Source organism: Streptomyces sp. WAC07094 (genome assembly GCF_036320405.1).
GTDB classification, from domain to species: domain Bacteria; phylum Actinomycetota; class Actinomycetes; order Streptomycetales; family Streptomycetaceae; genus Streptomyces; species Streptomyces lannensis.
The window spans coordinates 3,504,698-3,519,930 of record NZ_JAVMJZ010000001.1; the positions used below are offsets into that span (position 1 = coordinate 3,504,698).

Annotated in this window: 17 protein-coding genes; 3 read left to right on the top strand and 14 right to left on the bottom strand. The window is 71.9% G+C overall.

The features are described from left to right. The first annotated feature begins 49 nt into the window (after nucleotides 1-49). The gene (locus tag RCR19_RS15310; protein ID WP_331265668.1) at nucleotides 50-757 is read left to right on the top strand and encodes an ester cyclase; all 708 of its coding nucleotides are present in this window, start codon (nucleotides 50-52) and stop codon (nucleotides 755-757) included. A gap of 182 nt (nucleotides 758-939) precedes the next feature. Here the strand turns inward: RCR19_RS15310 and groL are convergent, their stop codons facing one another. From groL to RCR19_RS15325, 3 genes are all read right to left on the bottom strand, one after another. After that, nucleotides 940-2,565 carry a chaperonin GroEL gene (gene groL, locus RCR19_RS15315; RefSeq protein ID WP_331265669.1) on the bottom strand — a complete coding sequence of 542 codons (1,626 nt, stop codon included), beginning with the start codon at nucleotides 2,563-2,565 and terminating at the stop codon, nucleotides 940-942. Nucleotides 2,566-2,712: 147 nt separating this feature from the next. Continuing rightward, nucleotides 2,713-3,021 carry a co-chaperone GroES gene (gene groES, locus RCR19_RS15320; protein ID WP_003998759.1) on the bottom strand — a complete coding sequence of 103 codons (309 nt, stop codon included), beginning with the start codon at nucleotides 3,019-3,021 and terminating at the stop codon, nucleotides 2,713-2,715. A 242-nt stretch (nucleotides 3,022-3,263) separates the two neighbouring features. Next, a complete protein-coding gene (locus tag RCR19_RS15325; protein WP_331265670.1) occupies nucleotides 3,264-4,064 on the bottom strand; it encodes a polysaccharide deacetylase family protein in 801 nt (266 codons plus the stop codon). Between the two features lie 260 nt (nucleotides 4,065-4,324). Here RCR19_RS15325 and RCR19_RS15330 point away from each other — a divergent pair, with 260 nt between their 5' ends. Then, complete coding sequence (locus RCR19_RS15330; RefSeq protein ID WP_331265671.1) at nucleotides 4,325-5,497, top strand: methyltransferase domain-containing protein; 1,173 nt, start codon at nucleotides 4,325-4,327, stop codon at nucleotides 5,495-5,497. On the opposite strand, the gene RCR19_RS15335 is transcribed toward RCR19_RS15330, so the two are convergent. From RCR19_RS15335 to tsaB, 7 genes are all read right to left on the bottom strand, one after another. After that, nucleotides 5,494-6,705: a sigma-70 family RNA polymerase sigma factor gene (locus RCR19_RS15335; RefSeq protein WP_331269452.1), complete on the bottom strand. Its 1,212-nt coding sequence runs from the start codon at nucleotides 6,703-6,705 to the stop codon at nucleotides 5,494-5,496. The two genes, RCR19_RS15330 and RCR19_RS15335, sit on opposite strands and share 4 nt — an antisense overlap. Before the next feature lie 114 nt (nucleotides 6,706-6,819). Further along, the gene (locus RCR19_RS15340) at nucleotides 6,820-7,176 is read right to left on the bottom strand and encodes a YciI family protein (RefSeq protein ID WP_059127210.1); all 357 of its coding nucleotides are present in this window, start codon (nucleotides 7,174-7,176) and stop codon (nucleotides 6,820-6,822) included. Between the two features lie 155 nt (nucleotides 7,177-7,331). Continuing rightward, entirely contained in the window at nucleotides 7,332-8,408 is a 1,077-nt protein-coding gene (locus RCR19_RS15345) for an LCP family protein (protein ID WP_331265672.1), read from the bottom strand. Nucleotides 8,409-8,530: 122 nt separating this feature from the next. Then, nucleotides 8,531-8,788, bottom strand: coding sequence for a hypothetical protein (locus tag RCR19_RS15350; protein ID WP_331265673.1), 258 nt, complete (start codon nucleotides 8,786-8,788; stop codon nucleotides 8,531-8,533). Continuing rightward, nucleotides 8,785-9,882: a tRNA (adenosine(37)-N6)-threonylcarbamoyltransferase complex transferase subunit TsaD gene (gene tsaD, locus RCR19_RS15355; protein WP_331265674.1), complete on the bottom strand. Its 1,098-nt coding sequence runs from the start codon at nucleotides 9,880-9,882 to the stop codon at nucleotides 8,785-8,787. The genes RCR19_RS15350 and tsaD overlap by 4 nt, the downstream gene beginning before the upstream one ends. Next, nucleotides 9,875-10,405, bottom strand: a complete 531-nt coding sequence (gene rimI / locus RCR19_RS15360; RefSeq protein WP_331265675.1) for a ribosomal protein S18-alanine N-acetyltransferase — start codon at nucleotides 10,403-10,405, stop codon at nucleotides 9,875-9,877. Before rimI ends, tsaD begins: the two co-directional genes overlap by 8 nt. Then, nucleotides 10,402-11,055: a tRNA (adenosine(37)-N6)-threonylcarbamoyltransferase complex dimerization subunit type 1 TsaB gene (tsaB, locus tag RCR19_RS15365; protein ID WP_059127205.1), complete on the bottom strand. Its 654-nt coding sequence runs from the start codon at nucleotides 11,053-11,055 to the stop codon at nucleotides 10,402-10,404. Before tsaB ends, rimI begins: the two co-directional genes overlap by 4 nt. A 178-nt stretch (nucleotides 11,056-11,233) precedes the next feature. Here tsaB and RCR19_RS15370 point away from each other — a divergent pair, with 178 nt between their 5' ends. Next, a complete protein-coding gene (locus tag RCR19_RS15370; protein ID WP_331265676.1) occupies nucleotides 11,234-11,788 on the top strand; it encodes a hypothetical protein in 555 nt (184 codons plus the stop codon). 44 nt (nucleotides 11,789-11,832) lie between these two features. Here RCR19_RS15370 and RCR19_RS15375 read toward each other — a convergent pair whose 3' ends face one another. From RCR19_RS15375 to alr, 4 genes are all read right to left on the bottom strand, one after another. Continuing rightward, nucleotides 11,833-12,015: a hypothetical protein gene (locus tag RCR19_RS15375; protein ID WP_331265677.1), complete on the bottom strand. Its 183-nt coding sequence runs from the start codon at nucleotides 12,013-12,015 to the stop codon at nucleotides 11,833-11,835. Nucleotides 12,016-12,264: 249 nt separating this feature from the next. After that, complete coding sequence (gene tsaE, locus RCR19_RS15380; RefSeq protein ID WP_331265678.1) at nucleotides 12,265-12,795, bottom strand: tRNA (adenosine(37)-N6)-threonylcarbamoyltransferase complex ATPase subunit type 1 TsaE; 531 nt, start codon at nucleotides 12,793-12,795, stop codon at nucleotides 12,265-12,267. Further along, nucleotides 12,764-13,993 carry an alpha/beta hydrolase gene (locus RCR19_RS15385; RefSeq protein WP_331265679.1) on the bottom strand — a complete coding sequence of 410 codons (1,230 nt, stop codon included), beginning with the start codon at nucleotides 13,991-13,993 and terminating at the stop codon, nucleotides 12,764-12,766. The genes tsaE and RCR19_RS15385 overlap by 32 nt, the downstream gene beginning before the upstream one ends. Nucleotides 13,994-14,061: 68 nt before the next feature. After that, a complete protein-coding gene (gene alr, locus RCR19_RS15390) occupies nucleotides 14,062-15,225 on the bottom strand; it encodes an alanine racemase (protein ID WP_331265680.1) in 1,164 nt (387 codons plus the stop codon). Between the last annotated feature and the right edge of the window lie 8 nt (nucleotides 15,226-15,233).

Sequence of the window (15,233 nt, forward strand, 5' to 3'; positions counted from 1 at the left end):
TGGGAGGATGGGCGTATCTGCCGGACCCAGGGGGGCCGGAGGCGGCGTCATGACATTCGTGCAGCTCATCGATTGCAGGACCAGCCGGTTCGACGAGATGAACCGGCTCGTGGACACATGGCTCGAACAGACCGGCGGCAGACGGAGTGCCACACACAGCCTGATCGGCAAGGACAGGTCGGACGCCTCGCACTTCATCGAGATCGTGGAGTTCCCCTCCTACGAGGAGGCGATGCGGACCTCGAACCTTCCGGAGACCGACCGCATCTTCCACGACATGATCGCCCTCTGCGACGAGATGCCCGTCTTAACGGACCTGGTGGTGGTGCGGGACGAGCAGTTGTACGTGGCGAACGTACGGCGGTACTTCGACGTCGTCGCCGCCCGGGGCGAGCTGCCGCCGCTCGACGGGCTGCTCGCCGAGAACTACCACGGCCACGATCCCGCCAACGAGCAGGACACCATCGGGATGGACGCGATGCGGCGCGAGATCCGGGAGTGGCGGGCCGGTTTCGACTTCGCGTTCACCGTCGAGGACCAGATCGCCGAGGGGGACAAGGTGTGCACCCGCTGGTCCTGGAAGGGCAGGCACACGGGCGAGTTCCTCGGCATCCCGCCGACGGGCAGGGAGGTCACCACGACCGGCACGACGGTCTTCCGGTGCGGAGCCGACGGAAAGATCGTCGAGGGCTGGTGGCAGTACGACCGGCTGGGCCTGATGGAACAACTGGGGGAACTGGACGTGCTCGAGGTCTAGAAGGCAACGGGACCTCGGGCCGCGAGCCGCCCGGCCGGGTCCCGTTGTCGTGGGTGAGGCCGATGACGGCCCGGATGCGCCCGGCAGAGTGAGCCATCGGCCGCCAGGCGGGCCGGGGGCGGACAGCGCAAGGCCCGGCACCCCCGAGAGTGCCGGGCCCCAGTACCGCTGGTCGGCTCGCGTCAGTGGGAGTGACCGTGGCCGTGACCGGCCGCGGCCGGCTCTTCCTCTTCCTTCTTCTCGACGACCAGCGTCTCGGTCGTCAGCAGCAGGGAGGCGATGGAGGCTGCGTTCTCCAGGGCGGAGCGGGTGACCTTGACCGGGTCGATGACGCCGGCCTTGATCAGGTCGCCGTACTCGCCGGTGGCGGCGTTGTAGCCCTGGCCCTTCTCGAGCTCGGCGACCTTGGAGGCGATGACATAGCCCTCGAGGCCGGCGTTCTCGGCGATCCAGCGCAGCGGCTCGACGACCGCGCGGCGGACGATGGCGACACCGGTCGCCTCGTCGCCCTGCTTGCCGAGGCCGCCGTCCAGCACCTTGGAGGCGTGGACCAGAGCGGAGCCACCACCGGAGACGATGCCCTCCTCGACCGCGGCGCGGGTCGCGGAGATGGCGTCCTCCAGACGGTGCTTCTTCTCCTTCAGCTCCACCTCGGTGGCGGCGCCGACCTTGATCACGCACACGCCGCCGGCCAGCTTGGCAAGACGCTCCTGGAGCTTCTCGCGGTCCCAGTCGGAGTCGGTGTTCTCGATCTCGGCCTTGATCTGGGCGATACGGCCGGTGACGTCACCGGACTTGCCACCACCGTCGACGATGGTCGTGTCGTCCTTGGTGACCGTCACGCGGCGGGCGGAGCCCAGCACGTCCAGGCCGACCTGGTCGAGCTTGAGGCCGACCTCCTCGGAGATGACCGTGGCGCCGGTGAGGACGGCCATGTCCTCCAGCATCGCCTTGCGGCGGTCGCCGAAGCCGGGGGCCTTCACCGCGACGGCGTTGAAGGTGCCGCGGATCTTGTTCACGACGAGCGTGGACAGGGCCTCGCCCTCGACGTCCTCGGCGATGATCAGCAGCGGCTTGGAGGAGCCGGCCTGGATGACCTTCTCCAGCAGCGGCAGCAGGTCCGCGATCGAGGAGACCTTGCCCTGGTTGATGAGGATGTACGGGTCGTCGAGGACGGCCTCCATGCGCTCCTGGTCCGTCACGAAGTACGGCGACAGGTAACCCTTGTCGAACGCCATGCCCTCGGTGAAGTCCAGCTCGAGACCGAAGGTGTTGGACTCCTCGACGGTGATGACGCCGTCCTTGCCGACCTTGTCCATCGCCTCGGCGATCAGCTCGCCGACCTGCTGGTCCTGGGCGGACAGCGCGGCGACGGCGGCGATGTCGGACTTCTCGTCGATCGGGCGGGCGGTGGCGAGGAGGTCCTCGGACACCGCGGCGACGGCGGCGTCGATGCCCTTCTTCAGGGAGGCCGGGGAGGCACCCGCGGCGACGTTCTTCAGACCCTCGCGCACCAGCGCCTGGGCGAGCACGGTGGCGGTGGTCGTACCGTCACCCGCGATGTCGTTGGTCTTGGTCGCCACCTCCTTCACCAGCTGGGCGCCGAGGTTCTCGTACGGGTCGTCGACCTCGACCTCACGGGCGATGGTGACACCGTCGTTGGTGATGGTGGGCGCGCCGAACTTCTTGTCGATCACGACGTTCCGGCCCTTGGGACCGATCGTCACCTTGACCGTGTCGGCAAGCTTGTTGACGCCGCGCTCGAGGGCGCGACGGGCGTCCTCGTCGAACTTCAGGATCTTCGCCATGGAGCGTTTCAGTCCTCTCGGATGCGATGCCCGGCAGCCCCCGGGGAACGGCCGTCATCACGGTGAAGAACGAACCGCGCCCCCGGCGCCCGGCTGATCGGTCGCGGGGGGCCAGGGGCGCAGTTCAGAGCAATCTGCTTCGGTGAATTACTTCTCGATGATCGCGAGCACGTCGCGAGCCGAGAGGACGAGGTACTCCTCGCCGTTGTACTTCACCTCGGTGCCGCCGTACTTGCTGTACAGCACGATGTCGCCGGTCTTGACGTCGAGCGGAAGACGCTCGCCGTTCTCGAAGCGGCCCGGGCCCACGGCCAGGACGACGCCCTCCTGGGGCTTCTCCTTGGCGGTGTCCGGAATGACCAGGCCAGAGGCGGTGGTCTGCTCAGCATCCAGCGGCTGGACCACGATGCGGTCCTCGAGCGGCTTGATGGCAACCTTGGAGCTGGTGGTCGTCACGATCCGACCTCCCCCTTCGGAGATCTCACGGGGTTAACTGTCTGAGGTGGCGACCAGGTGGATCCGTCGTCGCGGGTGCCGGACCTGCCCGTCGCTTTGTTGGCACTCGTCACTGCCGAGTGCCAGAGCCGAGACTATGACCGCGATTAGCACTCGGTCAAGCGGAGTGCCAGTCGGCCGCGGCGCGGCGCCCAGGACGGGCTGATCCGGGGGTCGTTCCGCAGCCCGTTCCCCGGCCCGCGCTACAGGTAGTCCTCCAGGCGGGCCACCGTGAACCCGCTCGCCTGGATGCGGCGCAGGAGGCGCGCCGTCTCCGCGGTCGGGGAGGCGAGTCGGCGGCCGGTCCCGCGGGGGCGGACGATGTCGCCCGGATGCAGGGCCGTGCCCGCGCCGTACGGTGGCGGTACGGGGCGCCAGAGGATCACCGCCGAGACGCCGCAGTCCGCCGCCGCGCGGAGGGTGGTGCGGTCGTAGACGCCGTGCGGTGGGCGGAGCAGCCGTGGGCCGGGGCCCGGGCGCGCCGTCAGCCGGTCCCGCTGTCCGCAGATCTCGGCGCGCTGTTCGCCGTAGGAGCGGCCGCGCAGCACGAAGTGGCCCAGGGCGTGGTTCTGGACGCCCGCACCGGCCGCCCGCAGGCGCGCGGCATCCGCGCCCTTCGGCCCGGCGCCGTCGGCCGTGAGGAACACGCTGACGGGGAGCCGCAGTTCACGGACCATGTCCACGAACCGGGGGTCGCCCTCGATGTCTTCGTCGTACGCCAGGAAGACGACCTTGTCCTGGGTGGGGACGCGATCGAGGACCGGTGGCAGCCCATCTCCCGTCCGGCCCGGGCCGCCCGCGGGCCGGGCCGGCCGGGGCGCGGGGGCGAGCGGAGCGCTCAGACCCCAGCGGCGGTACGCCCGGTCCGGACGCTGCACCTTCTGCGCCGCCTTCTTGCCCAGCCGTTCGATCGGGTCGACGGACTGGGCGCAGCCGGACAGGAGCACGGCGGCGAGTGTCGCGGCGAGCAGGGCCCGCGGCCGCGGCCGCGGCCGTGCCCTCACGGGTGGGCCTCCGCGCCCGCCCCCGCGAACCCCCCGTCCGTGGCCCTGCGCCGGAACCGTTGCGGCCCACCCGCGCCCGCCGTACCGCTGCCCGTGCGCCTCGCCGCCGGAACAGCACGCCGCAAGGGGCACCCGGCCCACTTTTCGTCGTTTTGTCGTACGAGCCACATGGTGTCGGATCCTTCCAGCGACCGGCGCCCCCGCCGGGCCGACACCGCGGCCGGACGCACGCCGTCCACCGACTGGTCGACAATGTCCGGGTGAACGACCTCTCCTTCGCCTCCCTGCTCACCCCCGAGGGCCGCGCTCTCCTGGACGAGGTGCGCGGCACCGCTCCGGCGCGGGAACTGGCCGTCGCCACCCGGTTGCGCCGCGAACACCCCGCCGATCTGGTCTCGGCGGCCCTCGCGCAGGCACGGCTGCGCGAACGGGCGGCGGCGAAGTTCGGCGCCGAGGACGCGGAGCGGATGTTCTTCACGGCGAACGGGGTCGAGCAGTCCACCAGGACCGCCGTCGCGGCCCATCGCGCGGGGCGGCTGCGGGAACTCGGCGCGACCTCGGTCGCCGATCTGTGCTGCGGCATCGGCGGCGACGCGATCGCGTTCGCCCGGGCGGGAATCCGGGTCCTCGCCGTGGACCGGGACCCGCTGACGGCAGCCGCGGCGCGGGCGAACGCCGAGGCGCTGGGCCTGTCCGCACTGATCGAGGTGCGCGAGGCGGACGTCACGGAGGTGGACGTGTCCGGCTACGACGCCGTCTTCGTCGACCCGGCGCGGCGCGGCGGGCGCGGCCGGATCTTCGATCCCGAGGCGTACTCACCCCCGCTGTCCTGGGCCGTGGCGACGGCCCTGAAGGCATCGCACGCGGCTCTGAAGGTCGCACCGGGCATCCCGCACGAGGCGGTGCCCACCGCGGCGGAGGCCGAATGGATCTCGGACGGCGGCGATGTGAAGGAGGCCGTGCTCTGGTTCGGCACACAGCCGGGGCTCGTACGCGCCACCCTGCTGCCCGGCCCGCGTGTGCTGCGCGGCCGCGCGCTGCCCGACCCGCCCGTGCGCGCGCCGGGCCGCTACCTCTACGAGCCGGACGGCGCCGCGATCCGCGCGCACCTGGTAGCGGAGGTGGCGGAGGAACTCGACGGCGCTCTGATCGACGAGACGATCGCGTATGTGACGGCGGACGAGCACCGGGACTCGCCCTACGCCACGGCGTACGAGATCACCGACCGGCTCCCGTTCAACGTGAAGAGGCTGAAGGCGCTGCTGCGCGAGCGGGAGGTCGGGGTCCTGACCGTCAAGAAGCGCGGCTCGGCGGTCGAGCCGGAGGAGCTGCGCCGGAAGGTCCTGCCCAAACCGCACGGGCCGAACGCCGTGACCGTGTTCCTGACCCGGGTGGCCGGTGCGCCGACGATGCTGCTCGGGCACCCGGCCTAGTTCAGCGGCAGTCCTGCGCGCGCCCGGAGCAGTTCCCGCTCCCGCTCGTTGCGGGCGAGCGAGGCGGCGCGCTCGAACTCCGCACGTGCCTCGGCCGTACGCCCCAGCCGGGCCAGCAGATCGCCGCGGACGCTCGGCAGCAGGTGGTAGCCGCGCAGGGCCGGTTCGCCCGCCAGACGGTCGACGATCTCCAGGGCCGGACCCGGCCCCTCGGCCATCGAGACGGCGACCGCGCGGTTCAACTCGACGACGGGCGACGGCGACCGGGCGGCCAGCAGGCCGTAGAGAGTGGCGATGCGCGCCCAGTCCGTGTCCTCGTACCGGTGCGCATGGGCGTGGCAGGCGGCGATCGCGGCCTGGAGGGCGTACGGGCCGGGGGCCCCGGTGGCGACCGCGTCGGCGCGGCCGAGCGCGGTCACACCGCGGGCGATGAGCAGGCGGTTCCAGCGGGTCCGGTTCTGGTCCCCGAGCAGGACCGGCTCGCCGTTCGGTCCGGTGCGGGCGGCCGAGCGGGACGCCTGGAACTCCAGCAGCGAGGCGAGCCCGTGCACTTCGGGCTCCTTGGGCATCAGCTCGGCCAGCACACGGGCCAGCCGCAGCGCGTCCTCGCACAGGGCGGGACGCAGCAGATCGTCACCCGCGGTGGCCGCGTACCCCTCGTTGAAGATCAGATAGATGACCTCGAGCACCGATCCGAGCCGCGCGTCCCGTTCGGGCCCGTAGGGCACCTCGAAGGCGACGCCCTTCGCCGCGAGGGTGCGCTTGGCCCGCACGATGCGCTGGGCGACGGTGGTCTCCGCGACGAGGAACGCCCGGGCGATCTCGGCCGTGGTCAGTCCGCCGAGCAGGCGCAGGGTGAGCGCGATACGGGACTCGGCGGACAGGACGGGGTGGCAGGCCGTGAAGACGAGCCGCAGCAGGTCGTCGTCGATGTCGTCCGGATCGGCCGGCTCGTCGACGTGGTAAGGCGTCGCCTCCAGGTCCCGCCCGACCTCCGCCAGCTTGCGCGCATACCGCTCCCGGCGGCGTACGAGGTCGATCGCGCGGTGCTTGGCGGTGGCCGTCAGCCAGGCGCCGGGGTTGTCGGGCACGCCGTCGCGCGGCCACTGCTCCAGGGCGGCGACCAGTGCGTCCTGCGCCAGCTCCTCGGCGATGGCCACATCGCGCACGATCCGGGCGACACCGGCGATGACGCGCGGCGACTCCATCCGGAAGACGGTCTCGATCACACGGGAGGGGTCGCCCGCGGCCGGGGAGGGGGTGGGCTGATGTTCCACAGCCCACCATGCAACACCCCCCGGCGGACGAGCGCCAAGGGACGCTCAGCCCTGGACGATCTCCCGCACCTCACAGGTGACCGTCCAGAACTCCTCGTGGACCTTCACGAAGCGCTTGGCCCACTCGATCGCCTCGGCCATGTCCTTGCACTGCATGATCGCGTAGCCGCCGATGACCTCCTTGGACTCGGTGAAGGGACCGTCCGTCACGGAGAGCTCTCCACCTTCCCAGCGCACCCGGGTGCCCTGGGCGGTCGGCGTCAGCCCGGCGGTGTCGAGCATCACCCCGGCCTTGGTGACCTCCTCGATCAGCTCCCCCATGCGCTCCATCAGCTCGGGGCTCGGGCCCTCCTGGGGCGCGGTGGTCTCGTCGATGCGAACGAGCGACATGTAACGCGGCACGGTGACTCCTCGATACGGCGGCCGGGTCCTTCCCGGCCTCTCACCCATGCGTCGAACGGGGACGGCGTGCCTCGACACGATCCGCGAACTTTTTCGCGGAATCCTTTTCCGTGACCGTCGCCGCAGGCCGGACGCTCAGGTCCGGGTCCGGGACCTCACCGGAGCGACTCCCACAACGTGCTCGCCGCCGGTTCCTTCGCCACCACTCGATCGTGGTCGGAAGCCGCCGGCACCACCGGCATCATCACCGTCTTCATGTTCTGCGACGTCAGTCCCTGCAGGCTCCGGGCGAAGCGCACCAGTTCCGGCAGCGAGTCCAGGCCGGTGTCCGTGGTCAGGCTGCCCGTGATCGCGTCGGCGACCCGGTAGAGGGCGGTGGGGTCGGTCAGCAGCTTCGACGACGCGATCTGTTCCAGCAGAGCCTTCACCACCTTCTGCTGCAGGCCTATGCGGCCGAGGTCGCTGCCGTCGCCTATGCCGTGCCGTGTGCGGGCCAGGGCCAGGGCCTGCTCGCCGTCGAGCCTGTGCGTGCCCGCCCGAAGGTGCAGATGGCTCTTGTCGTCGTCGATGTCCTGGTCGGTGACCGTGATCCCGCCGAGCGTGTCCACCAGCTTCGCGAACCCCGAGAAGTCGATCTCGAGGTAGTGGTCCATGCGGATGCCCGTCATCGACTCGACCGTCTTCACCGCGCAGGCCGGGCCGCCCACCGAGTACGCGCTGTTGAACATCGAGCTGTAGGCCACCGCCGTGGTACCGCCCGAGGGCAGAGGGCACGACGGGCGGGTGACCAGGGTGTCGCGCGGAATGCTCACCACCGTCGCCCCGGCGCGGCCCGCGTCGACGTGCACCACCATCGCCGTGTCCGAACGGGCGCCGGAGCTGTCGCCGCCGCCGAGTGCCGCGTTCGCCCGGCCGCTGCGCGAGTCGGAGCCGAGGACCAGGAGGTTCAGTGCGCCGCTGGGCAGCGGAGAGGCGGAGGCCGAGACCGAGGGCGCCGGGGTCGTCACCGTCCGCGCCGGCCGGTCACTGCCCAGGGCACCGTCGATGTCGATGCTCTTGATGTTCTGGTTGAGGTGCCAGTACGCCCAACCCGCCCCGGCCATCGCCAGCACGAGCCCGCAGGCGACGAGGGCTCCCGCGGCCCTGATCAGACGGGTCCGCCCACCGCCCCGCCGCGCTTCGCCGCCCTTGCCGTCCCCGTGCGCGTCTTCTGAAGTCACGCGCAGGAACATAAGTCCGAATTATGGGGAGCAGGGACCCCTGTGCGTCATTCTTCGGAAAATCTCACGCTTCTTACCGCCCGCTCAGCCGTCAACCGGCATGACCGAACGACGGGCCCCGGGACCCCGCCGCCTCAGTCCGCGGCCACCGACTCGAAGCGCCAGCGGTGCACCGCCCGGGTGACCAACCGGCCGTCCGGCTCGGGGAGTTCGGGGAGATCGGCGGCGTGGTCCGCATCCCACCAGGTGATGACGAGGACGCGGTCCTGGGGCGCACGGAGCATCTCCCGGCGCAGGGGCGGGGGCGTCAACTCCTGCGCCCTCGCCCACGACAGCAGTTCCTCGCCCCGGCCGGCGACCGCACGCGCCTCCCACATCAGCGCGACGGTCACGAGTACAGGTTCTCCTTGCTCACCTCGTGGACGTGGTCGTGGGAGTGCGCGTTGCCCGGCACATGCGGATCCGTCACCGGAAGCGACGAGTCCGCCGACAGATCCCAGTCCGACGCCGCCCGGCCCCTGGCGACCATCTCCGCGCCCAGCGAGGCGACCATCGCGCCGTTGTCCGTGCACAGCTTGGGGCGGGGCACCCTGAGCCGGATCCCGGCCGCCTCGCAGCGCTCCTGGGCCAGCACGCGCAGCCGTGAATTGGCCGCCACGCCACCACCGATCATCAGATGGCCGACGCCCTCGTCCTTGCAGGCCCTGACGGCCTTGCGGGTCAGCACATCGACCACCGCCTCCTGGAAGGAGGCCGCCACATCGCGCACCGGCACCTCCTCGCCCGCCGCGCGCCTGGCCTCGATCCAGCGGGCCACGGCCGTCTTCAGGCCGGAGAAGGAGAAGTCGTACGCGGGGTCGCGCGGACCGGTCAGACCCCGCGGGAACGTGATCGCCTCCGGGTCGCCCTCCCTCGCGTACCGGTCGATGACCGGGCCGCCCGGGAAGCCGAGGTTCAGCACGCGTGCGATCTTGTCGAACGCCTCGCCCGCCGCGTCGTCGATGGTCGCGCCCATCGGCCGCACATCGGAGGTGATGTCCGTGGACAGCAGGAGCGAGGAGTGCCCGCCGCTGACCAGCAGCGCCATCGTCGGCTCCGGCAGCGCGCCGTGCTCCAGCTGGTCCACGCAGATGTGCGAGGCGAGGTGGTTGACCCCGTACAGCGGCTTGCCCAGCGCGTACGCGTACGCCTTCGCCGCCGAGACACCGACCAGCAGCGCACCCGCGAGCCCGGGCCCGGCGGTGACAGCGATGCCGTCCAGATCCCGCGCGCTCACCCCCGCTTCCTTCAGGGCGCGGTCGATCGTCGGCACCATGGCCTCCAGATGCGCCCGGGAGGCCACCTCCGGCACGACGCCGCCGAAGCGCGCGTGCTCGTCGACGCTGGAGGCGATGGCGTCGGCGAGCAGGGTGCTACCGCGGACGATGCCGACGCCGGTCTCGTCGCAGGAGGTCTCGATCCCCAGGACCAGGGGTTCGTCAGCCATTGTTCTCGGTTCCTTGTACTGAGGAGTTGCCCGCAGCGGAACCGCCGTCGGGCGCTGTGCTGAGCCGCATCACCAGGGCGTCCACGTTCCCCGGCTGGTAGTAGCCGCGCCGGAAGCCGATGGGTTCGAAGCCGTAGCGCTCGTAGAGCTTCTGGGCGCGCACGTTGTCGACCCGGCACTCGAGCATCACCTCGGCGCACTCGAACGCGGTCGCCGCCTGCAGCAGCTCGGTGAGGAGCCGGCCGCCGAGCCCCGTGGCCCAGCGCTCGCGGGCGACGGCGATGGTCTGGATGTCGCCCAGGTCGCCCTGGGCGGCCAGCCCCGCGTAGCCGACCACACGCTCGCCCTCCACGGCCACGACATAGCGCCGGGTCGCCTCCGGGCCGCGCGAGTGCGCGAGCTCGGACCAGAACATGCCCCGCGACCAGGCGTCCTCGGGGAACAGGTCCTTCTCCAGCTCCAACACGGCATCGATGTCCCACCAGCGCATCTCGCGCAGCGCGGGCGTCACGGGCACGGTCACTTGGGGGTGACCACCTTGTAGTTCTTGGGCACCTGCGCGTCGGGGCGGCGCAGATACAGCGGTCGGGGGGCGGGCAGTTCCTCACCCGCGGCCAGCTTCTCCACCGCCAGGGACGCGAGCGCGGCCGCCGTGACGTGCTCGGGCTCCCGCGCCTGCGGGAACGTGTCCGGATAGAGCAGCGCCCCGGCCCCGATGGCCGGCAGGTCGGCGACCGCCTCCGCGATGTCCGCGGGCCGGTCGACGGCGGGTTCGGTGACGCGGGTGCGGGAGTCGTCGTACCGCGCCCAGTAGACCTCCTTGCGGCGCGCGTCCGTGGCCACCACGAACGGCACGGTGAGATCGGAGGCGTAGGCGAGGCCGTCGAGCGTGCACACGCCGTGCACGGGCACGCCGAGCGCGAGCCCGAACGTGTCGGCGGTCATCAGGCCGACGCGCAGCCCGGTGTACGGACCGGGGCCCACACCGACGACGATGCCGGTGACGGCGTCGAGGCGCGTGCCCGCCTCGGCGAGGACCCGGTCGACGGCGGGCAGCAGGAGTTCCCCGTGCCGACGCGCGTCCACCTGGCTCGACGAGGCGACGACGGACGTTCCGTCGTGCAGGGCGACGGTGACGGCGGGGGTGGCGGTATCCAGAGCGAGCAAGAGCACGCAAACAGCCTACGGCGCCGACGCCCGGCGCACGGCCGGGCCGGTCCGCGCGGTGCCTGCTGCTACCGTCACAGCAATGGAGTACGACGCGGTCGGTCCGTGAACGAATCGGTGAGTCGTACGAGACGGACACGGCTTGACGGGGACTTCCGCGTGCGGGGGCGAGAGGTGGGCACAGGTGGCTAGGGGCAGCTCGGGATTCGTGGCCGCGCTCACCGCGGCGGCGATCGCCGTGGTCGGTTTCCTCGCCTATCAGGCGTCGGCACACGTGCCCGACACCCTGGGCAAGCCCCCGGTGAAGAAGTCCCCCTCGGCCACGGCGTCGAAGCCGCCGCAGGACAAGAAGAACCCGGCGCCGCTGCCCGCCGGCTCGGGCACCGGTGAGCGGGTCGTGTACTCGACCGGCGACGACCGGGTGTGGCTGGTCGGCGCGGGCAACAAGGTGCGGCGCACCTTCACGGTGATGCCGGGGACGGTGGATCCGGCGCCCGGCACATACGCGGTGACCTCGCGCGGCGCCGTGGGCACCGGGTCCGACGGCACGACGGTCGAGCACATCGTGCGGTTCGCGCTGATCGACGGTGTGGTGTTCGGCTTCAGTGCGGCGGTCGACGGCAGCACGCCCAAGCCCGACGCCTCGAAGAAGCTGGGTGGCATCCGCGAGTCCCGTGCCGACGGCACCGCGATGTGGACGTTCGCCACGGGCGGTCAGAAAGTCGTCGTCCTCAAGTAGGCGAGGGCGGCACGCACGGGGAACAGCGCCCCGCCGGCCCCGTCCTATGCGGCCCTGCGCGGTTCCGGGGGCTCGTGGGCCGTGCGCGGCGCCCGGGGGACGGGGTCGCACGGCGGTGTCGAGACCGCCTTCGCCGCGGCGCACGCCGCCAGCAGGTCCCGCATCGACACCCCGGCCGCTCCGGCCGGAACGCGCGGCTGCGCCTCGTTACGTTCTGAAGCCGGCATGGACGCCTCCTGGTGTCGCGGGGGGCGGCATGGTTAGGCAGACCTAACCACGAACTGATTCCCATGGGACCATGCCCGGCACCTGCGGCGCAATATCTTGCCGACGAGTTGTCGGAATGCCGGGTGACGAAGGTCGCCGCGCCGGGGGACCCTTCCGAACGTGACCGGGCGGGTACACCTCGCGGGCGAAGACCCCCGTCGACCGGGCGGCTCCGCGCCGGGGACCCGGGACGGATCGCATGCCCGCTCTCAGGCGGACAGGGCCGCCAGATCCACGGCCGACCAGCGCCTGCCGAGGCCCGTGAGGGTCACGTGCCGCACCTCGTCGACGGTGTCTCCGACGGCGCGGTGGATGCCCACGTGCAGCCGGTCGTCCGTGAGGTCCTCGACCTTGCCCTCGCCCCACTCCACGACGACGACGGAATCCGGCAGCGAGACGTCGAGGTCGAGGTCCTCCATCTCGTCCAGCCCGCCGCCCAGACGGTAGGCGTCCACGTGGACCAGCGGGGGGCCGTCGACGAGGGACGGATGCACCCGGGCGATCACAAAGGTCGGCGAGGTCACCGCACCCCGTACGCCGAGCCCCTCGCCGAGCCCGCGGGTCAGCGTGGTCTTGCCCGCGCCCAGCTCGCCGTTCAGCATCACGAGGTCGCCCGCGCGCAGCAGCTCGGCCAGCCGGCGCCCCAGCTCCTGCATCTGTTCGGGGGAGGTGACGGTGAACTCCGTGCTGACGCCCGGCATCGGGGCCTCAGCCGGGCTGTACGGTGCTGGTGCTTCCATAGCCACCCACGGTAGCCCCTGCCGGGACCGCCCCCGAGCGCATCAGGAGGTCGGCGAGACGGTCGGTGACCACCTCGGGGTGTTCCAGCATCACGAGATGACCCGCGTCCGGTACGAGCACCAGTTCGGCGTCCGGCAGCAGACCGGCAATCGCCTCGCTGTGCTCGCTGGGTGTGACCAGGTCCTGGATGCCCGCGAGGACGAGCACCGGCAGCTCGGCGAAGCGGGCCAGCGCCTTGGTCTTGTCGTGGTCGGTGAAGGCCGGATAGAACTCGGCGACCACATCGATCGGGGTGCCCTCGATCATCCGCTCCGCGAACCGCGCGACGGCCGGGTCGACGTCGCGTGACGCGAACGAGTACCGCTTGATGATCCCGGCGAACAGGTCGGCCGTCGCCCGGCGCCCCCTCTCCACCAGCTCCGCCTGCTGGCCCAGGGCCTTCAGCACACCGGGGAGGATGCGCCGCACTGCGTTGACGCCCGCGACGGGCAGTCCGAAGTTGACCTCGCCGAGCCGTCCGGACGACGTGCCGACGAGCGCGACACCGACGACCCGGTCGCGGATCAGCTCCGGGTACTGGTCGGCGAGCGCCATCACCGTCATGCCGCCCATGGAGTGTCCGACGAGCACCAGGGGGCCCTCGGGCGCTGCCGCGTCTATCACGGCCTTGAGATCGCGGCCGAGCTGGTCGATGGTGACGGGCGTGCCCTCGGCCTGGGCCGTGCCGCGTGCGGAGCGGCCGTGGCTGCGCTGGTCCCAGTGCACGGTGCGGACGACGCCGCGCAGCGCGGCCCGCTGGAAGTGCCAGGAATCCTGGTTGAGGCAGTAGCCGTGGCTGAAGACGACGGTGACCGGTGCCGGCGCCTTGCGCCCGAAGAGCCGGCGGCGCCGTGGGACCGTTCCGCCCTCCGGCTCGATGTCGTCGACCTCGTAGTACAACGCGGTGCCGTCGTCCGCGTAGGCCTTGCCGGGGGCACCGCGCAGGGTGCCGTACGGTCCCGTCGAGTCGAGGGCGAGCCGGGCCTTGCGGCGCATGCCGCGGCCTACCGTCATCCGCTCTATGGCGACGCCGGCGGCGGCGCCCGCGGCCACCACGCCTATCGCGGCGCCGGCGATACCGGCTATGCGCCAGCTCCCGCCGGCGGAGGCGGTGGCGCCGGTGACGGCCTCCACAACCTCGGCACTGCTCTCGCTCACGACCCGTTTCCTCCCCGCCGGAGTCTCCGCCCGTCCGGCCTTCCGCTGCCCACCTTCACTCGTGTGGGTTACCCAACTTGTTCCGCATTCACATTCACGTAGACGCGGGGAACTCGGGATCCGATCCGGGTCACGATTTCGTAAGCGATGGTTCCGGCCGCCTGCGCCCAGTCCTCGGCGGTGGGCTCACCGTGCTCGCCGGAGCCGAAGAGGACCGCCTGTGTGCCGGGCGCCGGCTCGTCGCCGCCCAGGTCCACCACGAACTGGTCCATGGCGATCCGCCCCGCGACCGTCCGCAGCTTGCCGTCGACCAGGACCGGGCCGCTGCCGGAGGCGTGTCGCGGGACGCCGTCCGCGTAGCCGACGGGGACCAGGCCGAGGGTCGTGGTGCCGGGGGTCGTGTACTGGTGCCCGTAGCTGACGCCGTGACCGCCGGGGACCTGCTTCACCAGGGCCAGCGAGGCCTTCAGCGTCATCACCGGGCGCAGCCCGAGGTCCGCCGGGGTGCCGAGCTCGGGGCTGGGCGACAGGCCGTAGACGGCGATGCCGGTCCGGACGAGGTCGAAATGGGCCTCGGGCAGGGTCAGCGTGGCCGGCGAGTTGGCGATGTGGCGCACCTCGGGCCGTACGCCCTGCTTCTCGGCGTGCGCCACCATCTCGCGGAAGCGGCCGAGTTGGGACGCGATGGAGGGGTGTCCGGGCTCGTCGGCGCAGGCGAAGTGCGACCACAGGCCGACGACCCTGACCAGGCCGTCCGCCTGGGCCCGCAGGGCCTCGGCGACGAGTTCCGGCCAGTCCGCGGGCTGGCAGCCGGCCCGCCCGAGGCCGGTGTCGGCCTTGAGGTGGACGCGGGCCGGCATGCCGGCGGCGGCCGCGGCCTCACGCACCTCTTCCAGGGCCCACAGATCGCTCACGGACACGTCGACGTCGGACTCGATCGCGCGGCGCCAGGGCCCGCCGGGGGTCCAGAGCCAGCACAGGACACGTCCGTGCAGGCCCGCCTCGCGCAGCGCGAACGCCTCCTCGGGCGTGGCGGTGCCGAGCCACTCGGCACCGGCTTCGAGGGCGGCGCGGGCGCACGGCACCGCCCCGTGGCCGTACGCGTCCGACTTCACCACGGCCATCAGGGCGGCGCGGGGAGCGAGAGCGCGCAGGGCACGGACGTTCGCCCGCAGAGCCGCCAGGTCGATCTCGGCACGGGCGCGCAGAGGTGCCGTCTCAGTACTTGTCATCGCGCCCC

Excerpts from the sequence above, each read along its gene's own strand:
- RCR19_RS15310 (WP_331265668.1), top strand. The coding sequence starts at position 50 with ATGACATTCGTGCAGCTCATCGATTGCAGGACCAGCCGGTTCGACGAG.
- alr (WP_331265680.1), bottom strand. The coding sequence starts at position 15,225 with ATGACAAGTACTGAGACGGCACCTCTGCGCGCCCGTGCCGAGATCGAC.
- tsaE (WP_331265678.1), bottom strand. The coding sequence starts at position 12,795 with ATGGAAGCACCAGCACCGTACAGCCCGGCTGAGGCCCCGATGCCGGGC.
- groL (WP_331265669.1), bottom strand. The coding sequence starts at position 2,565 with ATGGCGAAGATCCTGAAGTTCGACGAGGACGCCCGTCGCGCCCTCGAG.
- tsaD (WP_331265674.1), bottom strand. The coding sequence starts at position 9,882 with ATGGCTGACGAACCCCTGGTCCTGGGGATCGAGACCTCCTGCGACGAG.
- RCR19_RS15335 (WP_331269452.1), bottom strand. The coding sequence starts at position 6,705 with ATGGAGTCGCCGCGCGTCATCGCCGGTGTCGCCCGGATCGTGCGCGAT.
- RCR19_RS15345 (WP_331265672.1), bottom strand. The coding sequence starts at position 8,408 with ATGTTCCTGCGCGTGACTTCAGAAGACGCGCACGGGGACGGCAAGGGC.
- RCR19_RS15375 (WP_331265677.1), bottom strand. The coding sequence starts at position 12,015 with ATGCCGGCTTCAGAACGTAACGAGGCGCAGCCGCGCGTTCCGGCCGGA.